The organism is Pseudomonas putida (genome assembly GCF_028682475.1).
Lineage (GTDB): Bacteria > Pseudomonadota > Gammaproteobacteria > Pseudomonadales > Pseudomonadaceae > Aquipseudomonas > Aquipseudomonas putida_AG.
The window spans coordinates 42,725-61,094 of the sequence record NZ_JANHLE010000013.1 but is presented as its reverse complement, the minus strand read 5'-3'; the positions used below and the strand labels follow the sequence as shown (position 1 = coordinate 61,094).

Sequence of the window (18,370 nt, the reverse complement as noted above, 5' to 3'; positions counted from 1 at the left end):
CCGCACGGCACTCATGCTTTGTCCCGCACACGCCGATAACCCAAGGCAGACGAAATTTCTTGTGCTTGGAGCCCTTCATGAAGTTCAGGTCGATCCAGTTTTCCGTCGCGGCCCTGGCCGGCGCCATAGTCTTAAGCATAGTTGCCGCCCTGGTACTTTACGCCGTGTATTCCGGCCAGCGTACCCAGGAACTGGTACAGACCCGCACCCAGCAGCAGTTCGAGGCAGTGATCGAACAACGCCTGACCGCTCTGGCCCGCACCCAGGTCAGCGAAATCCAGCGCGGCCTGGAAGCGCCGCTGCTGATCGCCCGCGGGCTGGCCACCAGCAACGCCATGCTGGGCATGAAGGATGCCAACGGCAATGCGCTGCTCAGGATCGAGCGCGACCAACTGATCGCCCTGCTCAAGCAGACCGCCGTGACCAACCCGTTGATCCTCGGCACCTACCTGGGCTGGGAAGCCAACGCCCTGGACCATGATGACAGCCGCTTCGTCGGCACCGCCATCAGCGGTATCGACAGTGCCAACGGGCGCTTCCTGCCCTGGTGGTTCCGTAACGATGACGGCAGCCTTGGCCTGGACAAACTGGCCGACGTCAACGACCAGACCGTTCTCGCCACCGGTGTCCGTGCCAGTGAGTACTACCTGTGCTCGCGAGAATCGAAAAAGGCCTGCGTGATCGACCCGGCGCCTTACAAGGTGGGCGACAAGATGGTCATGCTCGCCTCGTTCGTCGAACCGATCCTGATCGACGGCCAGTTCCAGGGGATTGCCGGTGCCGACCTGTCGGTGAACTTCATCCAGGAGCTGCTCAACACTGCTGACAAACAACTCTATGACGGTGCCGGCGAACTGGCACTGGTCTCCGGCAACGGTCGCCTGGTGGCGTTTACCAAAGACCCGAGCAAGTTCGGCGAGAAAGCCAGTGATACCCTCGATGCCAGTGTCGCCAAAACCCTGAGCCAGCTCAGCGGTGAAAACCTGCGCTACGAAGTCAATCAGAACGCCGGGCGCATCGAGTTGTACTTGCCGTTCAAGATCGGCAATACCGATGCGCGCTGGACCCTGCTGCTGGAATTGCCACTGAGCGCGGTAATGGCGGATGTAACCAAGCTTCAGGACGAACTTAGTGCCCAGCGCAGCACCGACCTCACCGGCATGACCCTTATGGGCCTGGGCATCGCCGCCCTCGGCTTGCTGGTGATCTGGCTGCTGGCCCACGGCATCGCCCGTCCGCTGCGCCAGATGGTGGCGATGCTCGACGATATTGCCCAGGGCGAAGGCGACCTGACCCGCCGCCTGAGCAGCGACCGCGCCGATGAACTGGGCTCGATCGCCAAGGGCTTCAACACCTTCCTGGCCAAATTGCAGGCGATGATCAGCCAGGTAGTGGCCTCGGTGCAGAAAGTCAGCGATTCCTCGGAGCACACTGCCGACATCGCCATCCGCACCAACCAGGGCGTGCACAAGCAAATGGCCGAGATCGACCTGGTGGCCACCGCCGTGCACGAAATGACCGCTACCGCCCAGGATGTGGCGCGTAATGCCACCCATGCCGCGCAGGCCGCCAGTAACGCCGATCAGGCGGCCCACCAGGGCCTGCAGATCGTGCGTAACACTTCAGACTCGATCAGCGCCCTGGCCGAAGAGATTGGCCGGGCGGTTGGTGTGGTGCAGACCCTGGCCCGCGACAGCGAGAACATCAATGCGATCCTGACGGCCATTCGCGCCATTGCCGAGCAAACCAACCTGCTGGCACTCAACGCGGCCATCGAGGCGGCACGCGCCGGCGAACAGGGTCGCGGCTTTGCCGTGGTGGCTGATGAGGTGCGCAATCTGGCGCAGAAGACCCAGCAGGCCACGGAAGAAATCCAGCAGATGATTCAGCAACTGCAGCAAGGCACCCGCGATGTGGTGCGGGTCATGGAAGACAGTCAGGGCAAGACCGATGACAGCGTGCAGCAGGCGGCCCGCGCCGCCGAGGCACTGGAGAGCATCACCCAGGCGGTGTCGGTGATCAATGACATGAACACCCAGATCGCCAGCGCTGCGGAAGAGCAGAGTGCGGTGGCTGAAGACATCAACCGCAATGTGATCAACATTGGGCAGGTGGCCAATGAAGTGGCTGGCGGGGCGGATGAGTCGAGTACTGCCAGTGCCGAGTTGACCAAGCTGGCCGAGCAGCAGCGGCGTTTGATCAATCAGTTCAGGGTGTAACCCTGTGGGAGCCGGCGTTGCCGGCGATGGCATCGTTGCGGTGCCAGGTGTTGAGCGGCGCCTGCATCGCTGGCAAGGCCAGCTCCCACAGTTAAGCCGGGGTCAGGCACTCCGGCCCATTGAGGTTGGGATCATTGACGAAATTGGCCAGCACCCGCTCCCGCAGCGGGGCCTGGCTGCTCGCCAGCAGCTCGTACAAGCGCGCCACTGGCGTCTCAGGATCGAGCCAGGCGGCCTGCCCTGCCGCATCGAGCATCAGCGGCCGCCGCTGATTCACCGCCGCCTGGGTCACCACGGCGGTGCTCAACCAGACCTGATCCTGCACCGGATACGCCTCCCAGATTGCCGCAAAGAACAACGAAGAGCCCTCCCCCGGCGTCAGCCAATAGGGGCGCTTGCGCTGGGTGCCGCGCCATTCATAAAAGCCGTTGGCCGGCATCAGGCAACGGCGCAGGCGAAACGCCTCGCGAAACATCGGTTGCTCGGCCAGGGTTTCGGCCCGGGCATGAGCGGGCGTGCGTGACAAGTCGGTGAGCCAGGCCGGGGTCAGCCCCCAGCGGGCCCGCGCCAGCTCCAGCTGGCCCGCTTCGAGGCGGCGCTGGATCAGCACCTGGGCGCCAGGGGAGATATTCCATTGCGCCTGCTGATCACCGGGAAATCCCGGCAACGCAGCAAAGGCGGGAGACCAGCGAAACAGCGCATAACGTCCACACATGAGGGCAAAAACCTAGCAAATCAGGGTTCCGGGAATGTTCTCCGGTTCGTCGCCCGCAAGTGGCTGGGCAGTATTGTACGCGGCGATCAGCTGGCGTGCGCAGTCGGCCTGTTCATCGGCGACCGCCAGGCCCAGCAGGCCGTGCACCGGCAAGTCGCCGATGGCCCCCATCAGGTCACGACCCACCAGGTGCACCTGGATACCTTCACTGGCGAGCATGCCGATCAGCATTTCAGCTTCCAGCAGGTTTTCCGGATCATAGATTCGCTGCATCAGTCATTCTCACCGTAAACGTCCAGCATCCATTCCTCGCCATGCACCTGAAGCACGAATCTGATCGGCTTGCAGCAGACCTGGCAGTCCTCGATGTATTCCTGGTCACCGCCAGACAGGTCCACCGTCGTTTCGACTTCTTCACCACAATAGGGACAATCGTAGATCGCAGTTTCCAGCATCGCGGCCTCCCGAGTGACTTGTGCGTATAATTGCCGGTCTATTTACAGGACCTGCGCGTGTTCGAGCCGTTTTTCGAACCCCGGCCCTACCTATTACCCTAGCCGTTTCCAACAAGAGAGCATGATGGGCGAATTCGATGCCATCCGACCGTACGACGACGCTGAGGTCCCTGCCGTTCTGGCACGCCTGCTCAGCGACCCGGCATTCCTCGATATCCTCACCCACTTCCGCTTCCCGCGCATGGCCGGAGCGTTCGGCTGGCTGCTCAAGCCGCTGATCGCCAGGCGCCTGCGTAAAGAGTTTGCCGGTGTCAGTTGCGTTTCGACCCTGCAGGACAAGGTCGAGTACTACGTCGACCATACCATCGAACGGGCCACCGACGGCGTGACCTACACCGGCGTCGAGCAACTCAAGTCCGGCACCGCTTACCTGTTCCTGGCCAACCACCGTGACATCGTCATGGACCCTGCGTTCGTCAATTACGCGGTGTACCACGCCGGCCTGCCAACGCCGCGGATCGCCATTGGCGACAACCTGCTGCAAAAGCCGTTCGTCAGCGACATGATGCGCCTGAACAAGAGCTTCATCGTCCACCGCTCGATCAGCGGACGCCGGGAAAAACTGGCGGCCTACCAACTGCTTTCAGCCTACATCAACCATTCGATCCGCAACGACGGTGCGTCGATCTGGATCGCCCAGGCTGAAGGCCGGGCCAAGGATGGTGACGATCGCACCGATTCGGCAATCCTGAAAATGTTCCACATGAGCCGTAAGGACGAGCCGTTCGGGGCGGTGATCCAGTCGCTGAACCTGAGCCCGGTATCGATCAGCTACGAGTACGACCCGTGCGATCAGGCCAAGGCCCGCGAGCTGTACATCCGCGCCACCACCGGCAGCTACACCAAGGCGCCGGGGGAAGACGACATCAGCATTGCCCAGGGCATCACCGGCTATAAGGGACGGGTGCACATCAACTTCGCCCCGCCGGTGACGGCGTTCTTCGAGGACACCAAGCAACTGGCGGCGGAAATCGATCGGCAGATTCTCGGCGGTTACCGGTTGTTCCCGGTGCATTACCTGGCCTATGCGCAATGGGCCGAGGCCGATCCTGCGCTGGAAGTGCCGGCGGCGGCCAAGGTGTTCCCGGCCGATGAACTGGCCCGCGCCCAGGCCGAATGGCAGCGCCGCCTGGATGCCTGCCCGGTCGAGCAGCAGCCGTACCTGGTGCAGCAGTATGCGACGCCGGTGCGTAATCAGTACCGGGTTAAAGCCGGGTTGGCGCTTTGATCATCGCGGGGCAAGCCCGCTCCCACAGGACTAACTGCGGTGGGAGCGGGCTTGCCCCGCGATTACGGTTCAAACCCAGGTACTGAACCAGGAGAGCAACAAGGCCAATGCCAGGAAGGCAAAGCCGAGGATGTAATAAAAGCGGTTGATGCGCAGGCTCATGCCATCGACCACCGCTTCATCGGCGGCCATACCGGCCAGGGTTTGCGCCGCACGACGCCGGGCGCTGTGCAGCAACAGCCCGCCAGGACAGGTCAGCACCAGGGCCAGCAGGTTGATCAGCTTGGCCGGATGGGCGGCAAACAGCCCCCAGATCACTTGCAACGACATCGCAGAACCTCAAAAGAAGTACATCGAAACACTCGACACGGCGCGCATTCTACCCAAGCGCCGCGGGTATTCCTGCCCTTTGCGACAAACGACGATAATTCCCGCCGTCATACGTTCGTCATCAACACAGTCCACCCTAGCGGCCTTCGCAATGGACCGGAGCTTGTCATGCTGCACGCCGAAAACCAGGACCGCCTCTACCTGATCGCCCAGAGCGACGAGCAGCAGGCCTTGATCGATGGCCTGGCCTTCAATGTTCAGGACCGCCAATGGCTGGTGTACTGCGCCCTGGGCGGGCATGCCCACGACGACCTGCCCGAGGTCGATGGCCAGACCGGCATCAGCGTGCTGGACTTCTACGTCGAAGCGGCCTGAAGCCAGAAACCAAAAAGCCCGATGGCTGCAGTGCAACCATCGGGCTTTTGTTTGTAGTCGAACGGCCCGGCTTACTCGCCCAGGATCTGGCCGATGGCCTGGTCCTTGAACAAACGGGTCAGGGCGTCACTGAGGACGTCGCCTACCAGCTTGGTGTTGGTTTCCTGGTTGGGCGCCATGCCGAAGCGTTGGTCGAGGGACGCACCATAACGGCCGCTGTAGCGACGGTTGGCATTGGACACGTCAGCTTTGAAGGTTGCACCGATGGTGGCTTCCGTCACGTACATGCCTTCTTTGGGCGACTGGTACTTCAGCTCGGCCAGGGTCACGGTCAGCTGCGGCGCGTTGTAGGCGTTTGGCGTCGGGGTGAAGCCCAGCAGGCGCACAGCGGCTTCAGCCTGGGCTTGCAGCTTCGGCAGGATATCGTTGCCAGTCACGGTGATGGCGCTGGTTTCCGGGTACAGGCCACCACGGGTGCCCAGGGTTTGCGAAGCACGGCCATCGACCACCTTGACCACCACCGGCTGGCCATGACCGACCGGCGCGAGCTGAGCGGTGAGTTTCGGTTGCGGGCTGAGTTGTTGCGGGCTGTGGGCACAACCGGCCAGGGTCAGACTGGTCACCGCGATCAAACCGAACAACAAACGTTGCAACATGCTCATCTCTCCAGAATAGGCAGCAAAGGCCGCCAGTATAACCAGCACGACGCGGCCCAGCCATCGCCGTGCCATTAGCGAATAAGACAGGCGCAAGCGCCGTCAGTTCGCGGCCGCAATCGTTTGATCATCTGGTGGCCAAGAACCGTGCATCAATAAAAGTCGCTAATAAAGATCATTTCTGCCCGAGACATCGTTATAATCTCCCCCCGATTATAAGGACGTCTCCTGATCGGGCCTCGCAGCACCGCCAATGTTGACCATCGGCATCCTCCGCACCGCCCACAGAGAGCCTTCCACACAGGTCTTGCACCAGCCAGTGTGCCTGCAATATTCGGCCCTCTGCTCTGCCTGAACCTGCCGGGTCTGCCATCGCGCAGCCCATTTTGAGGTTCACGACTCCAAAAGAGCGTGAAAAAACGGGTTTTCACAACTTCACGAGAGTGTGGCGAGCAATGAACAGTCTGGCATGTGCAAAAGCACCTAAAGTGTCCCGAACAGCCCTGAACAGCTGGCAACAGCGCGCATCCTGGATGAGTGCCTGAGGCCGGTCCATAACGCACGACGGACACCTTGACCATAAGTCGAATTGCCGCACCGGCCTTAAAATGCGTTCATAGGCAACGCAAAGCCCGTTTGGCGGTGTCCGCTGAAGTTGCAAAAACTGCGAAGAATCGGACATGGCGATCCTGGCCAAGCCAGAGATCCTATGCTGTCAATTTGGTGCTGTAGATTTTGGAGACGCGTTAAATGGCGCAGAACGAAGCAGTCGATGTAGTACTGGTAGGGGCAGGCATCATGAGTGCCACCCTGGCCGTACTGCTCAAGGAACTCGACCCGGCGATCAAGCTGGAAGTCGTCGAGTTGATGGATTCGGGTGCCGCGGAAAGTTCCAACCCGTGGAACAACGCCGGGACCGGCCATGCCGGACTGTGTGAACTGAACTACACGCCGCAGGCTGCCGACGGTAGCATCGACATCAAGAAAGCGGTGCACATCAACACCCAGTTCGAGGTGTCCCGGCAGTTCTGGGCCTACCTGAGCAAAAAAGGCGCGTTCAGCTCGCCACGGGCGTTCATCAACCCGGTCCCGCACCTGAGCTACGTCGAAGGTGACAAAGGCGTCGATTTCCTCAAGAAGCGCTTCGAGCTGCTCAAGCAGCATCACGCCTTCAGCGAGATGGAATACACCGAAGACAAAGCGCTGATGAGCGAGTGGATGCCGCTGATGATGCCGGGTCGCCCTGCCGACCAGAAAATCGCCGCCACCCGTGTCATGAAAGGCACCGACGTCAACTTCGGCACCCTGACCAACAAACTGCTCAAGCACCTGGCCAGCGCGCCGGATGCCCAGGTCAAGTACTGCAAGCGGGTCACCGGCCTGCGCCGTAACGGCAGTGGCTGGACCGTCAGCATCAAGGACGTCAACAGCGGCAGCAGCCGTGAAGTCAACGCCCGCTTCGTCTTCCTCGGCGCCGGTGGCGCGGCCCTGCCGCTGCTGCAGCAGTCGGGCATCGAAGAGAGCAAAGGCTTTGGCGGCTTCCCGGTCAGCGGCCAATGGCTGCGCTGCGACAACCCGGAAGTGGTCAAGAAGCACCAGGCCAAGGTGTACAGCCAGGCCGCGGTCGGTTCGCCGCCGATGTCTGTGCCGCACCTGGACACCCGCGTCGTCGACGGCAAGACCTCGCTGCTGTTCGGCCCGTATGCCGGCTTTACCACCAAGTTCCTCAAGCACGGCTCGTTCCTCGACCTGCCGCTGTCGGTACGCATGGGCAACATCGGCCCGATGCTCGCGGTGGCCCGCGACAACATGGACCTGACCAAGTACCTGGTCAGCGAAGTGATGCAGTCGATGGAACAGCGTCTGGACTCGCTGCGCCGCTTCTACCCCGAGGCGAAAGCCGAGGACTGGCGCCTGGAAGTGGCCGGCCAGCGCGTGCAGATCATCAAGAAAGACCCGAAAAAAGGCGGCATCCTGCAGTTCGGTACCGAACTGGTAGCGGCCAAGGACGGCACCCTGGCCGCCCTGCTGGGCGCCTCGCCGGGTGCTTCGGTGACGGTTTCGATCATGCTTGAGCTGATCGAACGCTGCTTCCCCGAGCAGACCAAGGGTGCCTGGGCAGCCAAGCTCAAGGAAATTTTCCCGGCCCGGGAAAAGGTCCTGGCCGCCGACGCTGCGCTTTATCACAAGATCAGCGCGCACAACGACGAGGTCCTGGGCCTGGTCGAAAACAGCCCGGCGCAGCACTACGCGTAACGCACCGGCATAAAAAAACGCCCTTCGGGGCGTTTTTTTATGGGCTCAGGACAATCAGCCGCGGGCCTTGTCGATGATCTCGATGTACTCGGCCGCGTTGCGCTGGTCGCGGATCTGATCGACGAAGGTCTTGCCCTGCTCGTCTTTACCGTCCAGATCCAGGCCGGCCTCGACGAAGAAACCGACAAAGCGTTCGAAGTCGTCGATGCGCAGGCCACGATAGGCCTTGATCAGTTTGTGCAGCGAAGGTGAAGTGGCATCCGCCGGTTCGAACTGCAGGAAGGATTTGACGTACTCGTCGCTGATCTCATCCCCAATCACTTGCTTCTTGTCTTTACGCATTGCCGACTCCAACTGAACCATCACGGACATTTTCACGGGCCGGCAGTTTACCCCTGCCCGGCACCGCCACTCAACGCGCGCGTACGGCCCCGGTATGCACATCGGCCCAGACGTGGCCGTTGGCATAACTGAGAAATTGCACATAGACCGTGTTGTTGCGCAGCAGGTCGACGATTACCGGGTACTGACTGATCGGGTAGTTCAGGCTCAGGACCTTGCGTTTGTCATCGAACACCGGCTTTTTCAGGCTCTTGCTCTCGACATCGAAACTGATCAGCACCTGGCTGACCGTGGCGCCCTTGCTCAGGGGCTTGCCCTTCAGACGCAGGATCAAAGGGGAGGTGACCGGGATCGGCTGCTGGTTGGATTGACGCTGATTGCCCACCACCACCGAATAGTCGGTGACCTGCAGCAACTGCTGGGCTTCGGGGGCTTCCTGGCGTAGCGCCAGATCGTCCGGAGGCAGGAACTGACTGTGTAGCGGGGCAGCAGCCAGGGGCATGCTCAGTAGCAGCAGAAAGGGGACAATTGCACGCATGTCAGGCTCCTTGGGGGCGGCCTGGCACTCTAGCATGGGATCACGCCATCGCGGGGCAAGCCCGCTCCCACAGAGGTCATATCCAACCTGTGGGAGCGGGCTTGCCCCGCGATCAGTCCTTAGAGTCCTTTTACAGCGAAGATCCCATTGGCGTTGCGCCAGTAGCCCTTGTAGTCCATGCCATAACCGAACACGTAGCGGTCAACGCAGCTCAGACCACAGAAATCAGCCTTGAGCTCGGCACTGGCTTTGCGGTCGTGATCCTTGTCGATCAACACCGCAGTGTGCACGGCGCGGGCGCCGGAGTGCTTGCAGAAATCGATGATGGCGCTGAGGGTGTGCCCTTCGTCGAGGATGTCGTCGATGATCAGCACGTCGCGGTCAATGAACGAGACTTCCGGCTTGGCTTTCCAGAACAGATCACCACCGCTGGTCTGATTGCGGTAGCGGGTGGCGTGCAGGTAGGACGACTCCAGCGGGAACTGCAGGTGCGTCAGCAGCTTGCCGGCGAAAATCAGGCCACCGTTCATCACGCAGAACACCACCGGGTTGCTTTCGGCCAGCACTTCGCTGATCTGCGCGCCAACGCGGGCAATGGCGGCCTCTACTTCGGCTTCGTTGTACAGGCAGTCAGCCTCTCGCATGACTTGACGGATATGCTCGAGATCAGCGGACATGGCGCTCTCCAGGGGGCTGCAAATGAGAAAAGCGGGCAAAGGTACGCATCCGGGGGCGTCAGATCAAGCATTTATGGACTAACGTCCAGAATGCCTATAGGACACACACGGCTGAATAGATTAATCTACCGCGGTTTTTTTGCCCGCCCCCGGAGCTTTCCCTATGCCTACCCGTGAGATCCGCCATCCGCTGATCCGTCACAAGCTCGGCCTGATGCGCCGCGCTGATATCAGCACCAAGAACTTCCGCGAACTCGCCCAGGAAGTCGGCACGCTCCTGACCTACGAGGCCACCCAAGACCTGCCACTCGAAACTTACGAGATCGAAGGCTGGTGCGGTAAGGTCCAGGTCGAGAAAATCGCCGGTAAGAAGATTACTGTAGTACCGATCCTGCGCGCCGGTATCGGCATGCTCGACGGCGTGCTCAGCCTGATTCCAGGCGCCAAGGTCAGCGCCGTCGGCGTTGCCCGCAACGAGGAAACCCTCGAAGCGCACACCTACCTGGAAAAGCTCGCCCCGGAAATCGACGAGCGCCTGGCGCTGATCATCGACCCGATGCTGGCCACCGGCAACTCGATGGTCGCCACCATCGACCTGCTGAAGAAAGCCGGATGCAAGGATATCCGCGCCATGGTCCTGGTTGCCGCGCCTGAAGGTATCGACACGGTCGAGAAGGCCCACCCGGACGTGCAGATCTACACCGCTTCGATCGATGAGCGCCTGAACGAGCATGGCTACATCATCCCGGGCCTGGGCGATGCCGGTGACAAGATCTTCGGTACCAAGCAGAAGGACGCCTGAACATGCAGGATGAGTTCAACGACCCGCTCTGGCGCCAGGTCGTCTCCGGCGCGCAGATGCTCTTTGTAGCCTTCGGCGCGCTGGTGCTGATGCCGCTGATCACCGGCCTCGACCCGAATGTCGCGCTGTTCACCGCAGGTCTGGGAACTCTGCTGTTCCAGATAGTCACCGGCCGTCAGGTACCGGTGTTCCTCGCTTCGAGTTTCGCCTTCATCACCCCGATCATTCTCGCCAAAGGCCAGTTCGGCCTGGCCGAGACCATGGGCGGGGTGATGGCGGCCGGTTTCGTCTACACCTTCCTCGGCCTTGCGGTGAAGATCAAAGGCACCGGTTTCATCGACCGCTTGCTGCCACCTGTGGTGATCGGCCCGGTGATCATCTCGATCGGCCTGGCCATGGCCCCGATTGCCGCCAACATGGCGATGGGCAAGGCTGGCGATGGCACCGAGCTGCTGCCGTACGGCACGGCGATGATGATCTCCATGCCGGCACTGCTGACCACCCTGATCGTCGCCGTGTTCGGCAAGGGCATCTTCCGCCTGGTGCCGATCATCGCCGGTGTGCTGGTGGGTTTTGGCCTGTCGTTCTACTTCGGTGTGGTCGATACCGCCAAGATTGCCGCCGCACCGTGGCTGGCTTTGCCGCACTTCACTGCACCGGCGTTCAACTGGCAGGCGATCCTGTTCATCGTGCCGGTGGCCCTGGCGCCGGCGATCGAACATATCGGCGGGGTGATCGCGGTAGGTAGCGTGACCGGTCGCGACTACCTGAAAAAGCCCGGCCTGCACCGCACCCTGCTCGGTGATGGCATCGCCACCACCACGGCCGGCCTGTTCGGTGGCCCGCCTAACACCACCTACGCCGAAGTCACTGGCGCGGTGATGCTGACCAAGAACTACAACCCGAAGATCATGACCTGGGCGGCGATTTTCGCCATCACCCTGGCTTTCATCGGCAAGTTCGGCGCCTTGCTGCAGAGCATTCCGGTGCCGGTGATGGGCGGGATTCTCTGTCTGCTGTTCGGCTCGATTGCGGCAGTGGGCATGAACACCATGATCCGCCACAAGATCGATCTGGGCGAAGCACGCAACCTGGTGATCGTTTCGGTGACCCTGGTGTTCGGGATCGGCGGCGTGCTGGTCGGTACCGGTACCGGTCCGGACGATTGGGGCCTCAAAGGCATCGCCCTGTGTGCGGTGGTGGCGATTGCCCTGAACCTGCTGCTGCCTGGAAATGATGGCTGGAAGAACAAGATAAAGGACTAACAGCATCGCGGGGCAAGCCCGCTCCCACCGAGGTGTGTACACCACCTGTGGGAGCGGGCTTGCCCCGCGATCAGCCCTCAGGCTTTCTCACACATCCCCTTCAACGCCTGCACCCACTGCGGGTGATCGTTCAGGCACGGCACCAGCACCAACTCCTCGCCGCCCGCCGCCACAAACTGCTCGCGCCCGCGATCGCCGATCTCTTCCAGCGTCTCGATGCAGTCGGCAACAAACGCCGGGCACATCACCAAGAGCTTTTTCACCCCTGACTTACCCAGCTCGTCCAGGCGGGTTTCGGTATAGGGTTCGATCCATTTAGCCCGGCCAAGCCGAGACTGGAACGACACCGACCACTTGCCATCAGGGATGCCCATTTTTTTCGCAAACGCCTGCGCCGTACGCAGACATTGGCCGCGATAGCAGACAGCAAGCATCTCGGGTGAAGCATCGCGACAGCAATCCTCAGCCTGGAAATCATGCTTACCGGTCGGATCAAGCTTCTTCAAATGCCGCTCGGGCAAGCCATGAAAACTCATCAGCAGATGATCGTAATCCTGCTCCAGATAAGGCCGGGCACTTTCCACCAAGGCATCGATATACTCTGGCTGGTCATAAAATGGCCGCAACACGGCCATCTGCAACGGCAACGCGTGTTCGGCAACGACCTGCCTGGCCTGCTCGATCACGGTGGTCACCGTACTGTCGGCGAACTGTGGATAAAGCGGCGCCAGGGTGACCTTGCGCACGCCTTGCGCAGCCAGGCGCTGCAGCACCGTCGGCAAGGACGGCTCACCGTAACGCATGGCGATTTCCACCGGTCCATGCTGCCAGTGCTCACGCATGGCGGCTTGTAGACGTCGGGTCAGCACCACCAGTGGCGAGCCTTCATCCCACCAGATCGAGGCATAGGCATGAGCCGATTGCTCAGGACGCTTGATCAGGATCAGCGACACCAGCAAACGACGCACCGGCCAAGGCAGGTCGATGACGTACGGGTCCATCAGAAACTGATTGAGGTAGCGGCGCACATCAGCCACCGAAGTGGAGGCCGGCGAGCCCAGGTTGACCAGCAGCAGAGCGTGATCGGTCATGCAACGTCCTATTTCAGAGGCGCCTGGACAAGTCATCCAGCGCCGATTGCAAATCATTGAAGCGGAAGGTGAACCCCGCAGCGAGCAAGCGCACCGGGCGTGCCCGCTGTCCGCCCAGCAGCAGGGTCGACAGCTCGCCCAACCCGGCCTTCAGCACCAGTGCCGGCAACGGCATCAAGGCAGGACGATGCAGGACGCGCCCCAGGCGCCTGGCAAACTCGCGGTTGCGTACAGGTTCCGGGGCGCAGGCATTATAAGGACCGCTGGCGTCCTTGTGCTGCAAGAGAAAATCAATCAGGGCGACCTGGTCGTCTATATGGACCCAGGGCATCCATTGCCGGCCATCGCCAATCGGCCCGCCCAGGCCGAGTTTGAACGGCAGGCGCAGGCGCGACAAAAAGCCGCCCTCACTCGACAGCACCAGGCCGGTACGCACCAGCACCACACGCATGCCCAAGGCCTGGACGTGTTGTGCGGTTTCTTCCCAGGCAATGCACAGCTGACTGGCAAAGTCTTCCTTGACCGGCTGCGAGGCCTCGGTCAGCTCACGCTCACCACCGTCGCCATACCACCCTACCGCTGACCCGGAGATCAGCACTTCAGGACGCTGCTGACGGCTTTCAAGCCAGGCAATCAACTGTTCAGTGAGGGTGATCCGGCTGCTCCAGAGCAACGCACGCCTGCGCGCGGTCCAAGGGCGATCGGCAATCGGTGCGCCGGCCAGATTGATCACCGCATCGATGGGCTCATCCTCACTCAAAGCCTCGAGCCGGGCGACGCCCTGCACACCGACCCCGCACAATTTACCTACCTGCTCAGGACGCCGGCTCCAGACCGTCAGGCGATGTCCTTGCGCCAACCAGCGCTGGCAAAGCTGTTGACCTATCAATCCCGTACCGCCGGTCAGCAATATATGCATGGCTGTGTCCTCACATGGCGCGCCCTGGTCTATTTTTAAGATCAAGGCACTTTTTTGACCGAACACTCTCGGATAAACATAGGCCAACCTGCGGTAATGAACGGAAGCACCTTATACAGAACTTGCAAGATGTAAAGGTTTGCCCGGCGGAAGAGAAGTCTGCACCCATAAGGTTCGAAGAGGCCATCATGACTGTACCTATTGCCATCATCGGTGCCGGAATCGCCGGGCTGTCAGCGGCCCAGGCACTGCAAAAAGCCGGGCAGACCGTCCACCTGTTCGACAAGGGGCACGGCAGCGGCGGCCGCATGGCCAGCAAACGCAGCGATGCCGGCGCCCTGGACCTCGGCGCCCAGTATTTCACTGCCCGCGACCGGCGCTTCGTCGATCAGGTCCAGCAGTGGGTCGCAGCCGGCTGGGTTGCAGAGTGGAAGCCACAACTCTACAACTACCAGAATGGCGTCTTGAGCCCCTCCCCCGACGAACAGACCCGCTGGGTTGGCGTGCCACGCATGAGTGCCATCACCCGCGGCCTGCTCAAAGACATGACGGTCAATTTCAGCTGCCGGATTGCCGAAGTCTACCGTGGTCAGCAGTACTGGCATTTGCAGGATACCGACGGATGCAGCCATGGTCCGTATAGCCGGGTAGTGGTCGCGGTGCCGGCACCGCAGGCGACCCAGTTGCTCAGTGCCGCGCCCAAACTCGCCGCCACTGCCGCCAACGTACAGATGGACCCGACCTGGGCAATTGCCCTGGCTTTCGAGACGCCGCTGGACACCCCGATGCAGGGTTGCTTCGTGCAGGACAGCTCGCTGGACTGGCTGGCGCGCAATCGCAGCAAACCGGGGCGTGACGAACACATGGACACCTGGGTCCTGCATGCCACTTCACACTGGAGCAAGCAGCACATCGACCTGAGCAAGGAAGCGGTGATCGAACAGCTCTGGGGCGATTTCGCCGAGCTGGTCGGCTGCGTGGTCCCTGCCCCCAGCTTCTCCCTCGCCCACCGCTGGTTGTACGCCCGCCCGGCCAACAACCACGAATGGGGCGCCCTGGCCGACGCCGACCTGGGTCTCTATGCCTGTGGCGACTGGTGCCTGTCTGGACGTGTCGAAGGCGCCTGGCTCAGCGGCCAGGAAGCAGCGCGCAGGCTACTCGAACACATGGAGTGATCTACCCGGCAACGCCGCAACAAATATCTGTACAAAAACTATGCACTGCAATTGACTCGTATACATTTGCTCCTATGATATTCCTGTACATAAATTTAATTATGTACAGGAATATTCGGAGCTCGCCATGGATGCGTCACACGCCACTTGCAAACCCAGGATCGCGGTCAGCGCCTGCCTGACCGGTGCCGAGGTTCGCTACAACGGCGGTCACAAGGCCTCTCGACTCTGCAACGAGGTACTCGGTCAGTACTTCGACTTCATTCCAGTCTGCCCGGAAATAGCCATCGGCCTCGGCGTGCCACGCGCGCCCATCCGCCTGATAGGCGATCCCGCTGACCCACAAGCAGTCGGCAGCCATGATCCGGCGCTGGACCTGTCCGGCCCGCTGCGCGCCTATGGACAGCAGATGGCTGCGGACCTCACGGACATCTGTGGCTACATATTCATGCAGAAATCTCCGTCGTGCGGGCTTGAACGGGTCAAGGTCTACAAGGCCAACGGCTCTCCCGCTCACGAAGGCGGCCGCGGTCTTTATGCCGCTGCCTTTTGCCAGCAACGCCCGGATTTGCCCGTCGAAGAGGACGGCCGTCTGTGCGACCCGGTACTGCGGGAAAATTTCATCACCCGCGTGTATGCCTTCGCCGATTGGCAGCGGCTGCTCGCCGAGGGCCTCAGCCGCGGCGCGTTGATCGCCTTCCATGCGCGCTACAAGTACCAACTGATGGCCAACAATCCGCATCAATACAAGGTGCTGGGCAAGCTACTGGGCAGCATGACCCGCGACGATGATCCGCAGGTGCTTGGCCCCCACTATTTCAGTCAACTGATGCGGGCCCTGCGCCGTTGCGCCAGCCGCGGCAACCACAGCAATGTACTGCTGCACCTGAGCGGCTACCTGCGTAGCGGGCTGAGCCAGGACGACAGGCAGGAAATCCGGCACCTGATCAATCAATACCACGACGGTGTGGTGCCGTTGGTGGTGCCGCTAACACTGCTCAAGCATCACTTGCGCAGCCACCCCGACCCTTACGTGCTGCAACAGGTCTACCTGCAACCGCACCCGGAAAGCCTGAGTCTGCGCAATGCCATCTGAACAAACACCATGCAACTGATCTGGCTGCGCAACGACCTGCGCCTACACGACAACACCGCACTGTCCGCCGCTTGCGCGCAGGGGCCGACCCTGGCGGTCTGGCTGGTCAGCGCGCAACAATGGCACAGCCATGATGACGCCCCGTGCAAAGTCGACTTCTGGTTGCGCAACCTGGCAGCACTGAGCGAGCAGCTGGCCACGCTGAACATCCCGCTACTGGTGCGCGAAGCCGACACCTGGGACCGGGCCCCTGATGTGCTGCTCGAGATCTGCCGCGAGCATCGGATTCGGGAACTGCACCTGAACGACGAATACGGCATCAACGAAAGCCGCCGCGATCAAGCCGTCAGCGAGTCGCTGTCTCAGGCGGGCATTGCCGTGCATCGCCACCTGGACCAAGTGCTGTTCAGACCCGGCAGCATCCTCACCCGTAGCGGTGGCTACTTCCAGGTCTTCAGCCAGTTTCGCAAAGCCTGCTACGAACGCTTGCACCTTGGCTTGCCCAGCCTGCAGCCGCCGCCAACACCCCAGGCTGCGCTAACGGTCGCCAACGACGCGGTCCCCACTCAAGTGCCAGGTTTCGCCGTGCCACCTGCCAGCCTGAGCGATCTCTGGCCGGCCGGTGAAACCGAGGCCCATGAGCGTCTGCAGCGCTTTATCGATGAAGCCGTTGATGACTACCAGCTGCAACGGGACTTTCCCGCCGTTACCGGCACCAGCCAGCTCTCGCCTTATCTCGCGGCGGGCGTGATCTCCCCTCGCCAGTGCTTGCTGCGTGCCCTGGCGCACAACCACGGCGAATTCGACAGCGGCAACAGCGGGCTGGTGACCTGGATCAACGAGCTGATCTGGCGTGAGTTCTACAAGCACATCCTCAACGGCTACCCGCGGGTGTCGCGTCACCGCGCCTTCCGCCAGGAGACCGAGGCACTCCCCTGGCGCCATGCGCCCGATGAGTTGAAAGCCTGGCAAGAAGGCCGCACCGGCATTCCGATCATCGACGCGGCCATGCGTCAACTGCTTGCCACCGGCTGGATGCACAACCGGCTGCGGATGATCGTGGCGATGTTCCTGAGCAAGAACCTGTTGATCGACTGGCGCGAAGGCGAGCGCTTCTTCATGCGCCACCTGATCGATGGCGATCTGGCCGCGAACAATGGTGGCTGGCAGTGGAGCGCCTCCACCGGAACCGATGCGGTGCCTTACTTCCGGATATTCAATCCGATCAGCCAGTCCCGGCGTTTCGACAGTCAAGGCTGGTTTATCAAGCGCTGGTTGCCGGAGCTGGCAACAGCCGATGAAAAAAACATTCATAACGGGGTGCCATTAGCAGAACTATTTGTTACAAATGAGTATCCACAACCGATTGTGGACCTCGGTAGCAGTCGCCAACGTGCCTTGAATGCTTTCAAGAATTTGTCCACGCGGCAGGTTGAGGAATCACCTTTTGAATAACTCCATTGCCAATCGAGTCTGGGTTACCGGTGCCAGTAACGGTCTAGGGCTTGCGCTGGTCGAACGGTTACTGGCACAGGGCTCACAGGTAGCTGCCAGTGGCCGGACTTGTGAAGACTTGCAAGACTTGTCCCGGGAGTATCCTGAAAGTTTGCTGTTACTTGACGGCAATCTGAGCGATCCACATGAAGTGCAAAAAGCTTCCAGCCGGATCAATGATCACTGGGGCGCACTCGACTGCCTGATCATCAATACTGGAACTTGCGACTACCTGGCCGTCGATACACCGGCCTCGGGTATTTTCGAAGGCATTGTCAGCAGCAACCTCAGCGTCACCCGGCATTGCCTGGATAGTGCCTGGCAACTGTTGAAAGGTGGTCGTTCGCCTCAAGTCGTCGGTATCCTCAGCCGCTACTCAGCACTGCAGCTACACGACCCCAGGCAGCCGGCAAACGCGGACAACAGCTTGAGACAGTTGTTCAACCGCCAGCGTAGCGCCCTCGCCACTCAGGCCATAGACCTGACGATCATTGCGCCACTGGATTTGAAGGATGCGCTGGTGACGGAGCAGGTTGCTCCAGAACAATGGACGGCGCTCACCGCCGCAGAGGTCATTCTCAATCGCCTGCCTGATCGCCCTGCCAACCTGGTGCTGGAGGCCCTGCACCTGCACGAGTTATGGCCGCTGCCCAGGTAGCCTTTTAGCCCTGCAATCA

General features: G+C 61.2%; 20 protein-coding genes and 1 pseudogene. 11 read left to right on the top strand and 10 right to left on the bottom strand.

Annotation, left to right across the window (positions count from 1 at the left end; genetic code table 11):
* Nucleotides 1-77 precede the first annotated feature (77 nt).
* Together NPS47_RS25730 and NPS47_RS25725 are read left to right on the top strand one after the other, a co-directional pair.
* A pseudogene (locus tag NPS47_RS25730) lies at nt 78-1,364 on the top strand (HAMP domain-containing protein); the annotation flags it as partial.
* A gap of 12 nt (nt 1,365-1,376) precedes the next feature.
* Nucleotides 1,377-2,219 carry a methyl-accepting chemotaxis protein gene (locus tag NPS47_RS25725; protein ID WP_425313510.1) on the top strand — a complete coding sequence of 281 codons (843 nt, stop codon included), beginning with the start codon at nt 1,377-1,379 and terminating at the stop codon, nt 2,217-2,219.
* 91 nt (nt 2,220-2,310) lie between these two features.
* Here the strand turns inward: NPS47_RS25725 and NPS47_RS13145 are convergent, their stop codons facing one another.
* Genes NPS47_RS13145 through NPS47_RS13135 form a run of 3 tightly spaced genes read right to left on the bottom strand, consistent with a single transcriptional unit; the run spans nt 2,311 to nt 3,389 of the window.
* Entirely contained in the window at nt 2,311-2,934 is a 624-nt protein-coding gene (locus NPS47_RS13145) for an SOS response-associated peptidase (RefSeq protein ID WP_274295348.1), read from the bottom strand.
* A 12-nt stretch (nt 2,935-2,946) separates the two neighbouring features.
* The gene (locus NPS47_RS13140; protein WP_274295347.1) at nt 2,947-3,207 is read right to left on the bottom strand and encodes a putative signal transducing protein; all 261 of its coding nucleotides are present in this window, start codon (nt 3,205-3,207) and stop codon (nt 2,947-2,949) included.
* Nucleotides 3,207-3,389, bottom strand: coding sequence for a CPXCG motif-containing cysteine-rich protein (locus NPS47_RS13135; RefSeq protein WP_010225771.1), 183 nt, complete (start codon nt 3,387-3,389; stop codon nt 3,207-3,209). The genes NPS47_RS13140 and NPS47_RS13135 overlap by 1 nt, the downstream gene beginning before the upstream one ends.
* Before the next feature lie 124 nt (nt 3,390-3,513).
* Between NPS47_RS13135 and NPS47_RS13130 the strand changes: the two genes are divergently transcribed.
* A complete protein-coding gene (locus NPS47_RS13130; RefSeq protein ID WP_274295346.1) occupies nt 3,514-4,677 on the top strand; it encodes a 1-acyl-sn-glycerol-3-phosphate acyltransferase in 1,164 nt (387 codons plus the stop codon).
* A gap of 69 nt (nt 4,678-4,746) precedes the next feature.
* Here NPS47_RS13130 and NPS47_RS13125 read toward each other — a convergent pair whose 3' ends face one another.
* Entirely contained in the window at nt 4,747-5,007 is a 261-nt protein-coding gene (locus NPS47_RS13125) for a hypothetical protein (RefSeq protein WP_274295345.1), read from the bottom strand.
* Between the two features lie 168 nt (nt 5,008-5,175).
* Between NPS47_RS13125 and NPS47_RS13120 the strand changes: the two genes are divergently transcribed.
* Entirely contained in the window at nt 5,176-5,382 is a 207-nt protein-coding gene (locus NPS47_RS13120) for a hypothetical protein (protein ID WP_038614706.1), read from the top strand.
* 71 nt (nt 5,383-5,453) lie between these two features.
* Here NPS47_RS13120 and NPS47_RS13115 read toward each other — a convergent pair whose 3' ends face one another.
* Nucleotides 5,454-6,038 carry a YajG family lipoprotein gene (locus tag NPS47_RS13115; protein ID WP_274295344.1) on the bottom strand — a complete coding sequence of 195 codons (585 nt, stop codon included), beginning with the start codon at nt 6,036-6,038 and terminating at the stop codon, nt 5,454-5,456.
* Between the two features lie 750 nt (nt 6,039-6,788).
* On the opposite strand from NPS47_RS13115, the gene mqo reads away from it, so the two are divergent.
* Nucleotides 6,789-8,294 (top strand): malate dehydrogenase (quinone), encoded by a 1,506-nt coding sequence (gene mqo / locus NPS47_RS13110; RefSeq protein WP_274295343.1) that lies wholly within the window; start codon nt 6,789-6,791, stop codon nt 8,292-8,294.
* Nucleotides 8,295-8,348: 54 nt separating this feature from the next.
* Here the strand turns inward: mqo and NPS47_RS13105 are convergent, their stop codons facing one another.
* From NPS47_RS13105 to NPS47_RS13095, 3 genes are all read right to left on the bottom strand, one after another.
* On the bottom strand, nt 8,349-8,636 hold the full coding sequence (locus tag NPS47_RS13105) for a PA4642 family protein (protein ID WP_274295342.1): 288 nt from the start codon (nt 8,634-8,636) through the stop codon (nt 8,349-8,351).
* A gap of 70 nt (nt 8,637-8,706) precedes the next feature.
* On the bottom strand, nt 8,707-9,174 hold the full coding sequence (locus NPS47_RS13100; protein ID WP_274295341.1) for a hypothetical protein: 468 nt from the start codon (nt 9,172-9,174) through the stop codon (nt 8,707-8,709).
* Nucleotides 9,175-9,293: 119 nt separating this feature from the next.
* Complete coding sequence (locus NPS47_RS13095; RefSeq protein WP_274295340.1) at nt 9,294-9,851, bottom strand: hypoxanthine-guanine phosphoribosyltransferase; 558 nt, start codon at nt 9,849-9,851, stop codon at nt 9,294-9,296.
* Nucleotides 9,852-10,014: 163 nt separating this feature from the next.
* Between NPS47_RS13095 and upp the strand changes: the two genes are divergently transcribed.
* Nucleotides 10,015-10,653, top strand: a complete 639-nt coding sequence (gene upp / locus NPS47_RS13090) for a uracil phosphoribosyltransferase (protein WP_274295339.1) — start codon at nt 10,015-10,017, stop codon at nt 10,651-10,653.
* A 2-nt stretch (nt 10,654-10,655) separates the two neighbouring features.
* Nucleotides 10,656-11,918, top strand: coding sequence for a uracil-xanthine permease family protein (locus tag NPS47_RS13085; RefSeq protein ID WP_274295338.1), 1,263 nt, complete (start codon nt 10,656-10,658; stop codon nt 11,916-11,918).
* Nucleotides 11,919-11,995: 77 nt separating this feature from the next.
* Here NPS47_RS13085 and hemH read toward each other — a convergent pair whose 3' ends face one another.
* Nucleotides 11,996-13,009: a ferrochelatase gene (gene hemH / locus NPS47_RS13080; RefSeq protein WP_274295337.1), complete on the bottom strand. Its 1,014-nt coding sequence runs from the start codon at nt 13,007-13,009 to the stop codon at nt 11,996-11,998.
* A gap of 13 nt (nt 13,010-13,022) precedes the next feature.
* Nucleotides 13,023-13,928 (bottom strand): TIGR01777 family oxidoreductase, encoded by a 906-nt coding sequence (locus NPS47_RS13075; protein WP_274295336.1) that lies wholly within the window; start codon nt 13,926-13,928, stop codon nt 13,023-13,025.
* A gap of 188 nt (nt 13,929-14,116) precedes the next feature.
* Between NPS47_RS13075 and NPS47_RS13070 the strand changes: the two genes are divergently transcribed.
* The 4 genes from NPS47_RS13070 (at nt 14,117) to NPS47_RS13055 (ending at nt 18,351) form a co-directional block, all read left to right on the top strand.
* Nucleotides 14,117-15,103: an NAD(P)/FAD-dependent oxidoreductase gene (locus tag NPS47_RS13070; RefSeq protein WP_274295335.1), complete on the top strand. Its 987-nt coding sequence runs from the start codon at nt 14,117-14,119 to the stop codon at nt 15,101-15,103.
* A gap of 127 nt (nt 15,104-15,230) precedes the next feature.
* Nucleotides 15,231-16,199: a YbgA family protein gene (locus NPS47_RS13065; protein WP_274295334.1), complete on the top strand. Its 969-nt coding sequence runs from the start codon at nt 15,231-15,233 to the stop codon at nt 16,197-16,199.
* 9 nt (nt 16,200-16,208) lie between these two features.
* Nucleotides 16,209-17,654 carry a deoxyribodipyrimidine photo-lyase gene (gene phrB / locus NPS47_RS13060; RefSeq protein ID WP_274295333.1) on the top strand — a complete coding sequence of 482 codons (1,446 nt, stop codon included), beginning with the start codon at nt 16,209-16,211 and terminating at the stop codon, nt 17,652-17,654.
* A complete protein-coding gene (locus tag NPS47_RS13055) occupies nt 17,647-18,351 on the top strand; it encodes an SDR family NAD(P)-dependent oxidoreductase (RefSeq protein ID WP_274295332.1) in 705 nt (234 codons plus the stop codon). Before phrB ends, NPS47_RS13055 begins: the two co-directional genes overlap by 8 nt.
* Nucleotides 18,352-18,370 lie beyond the last annotated feature (19 nt).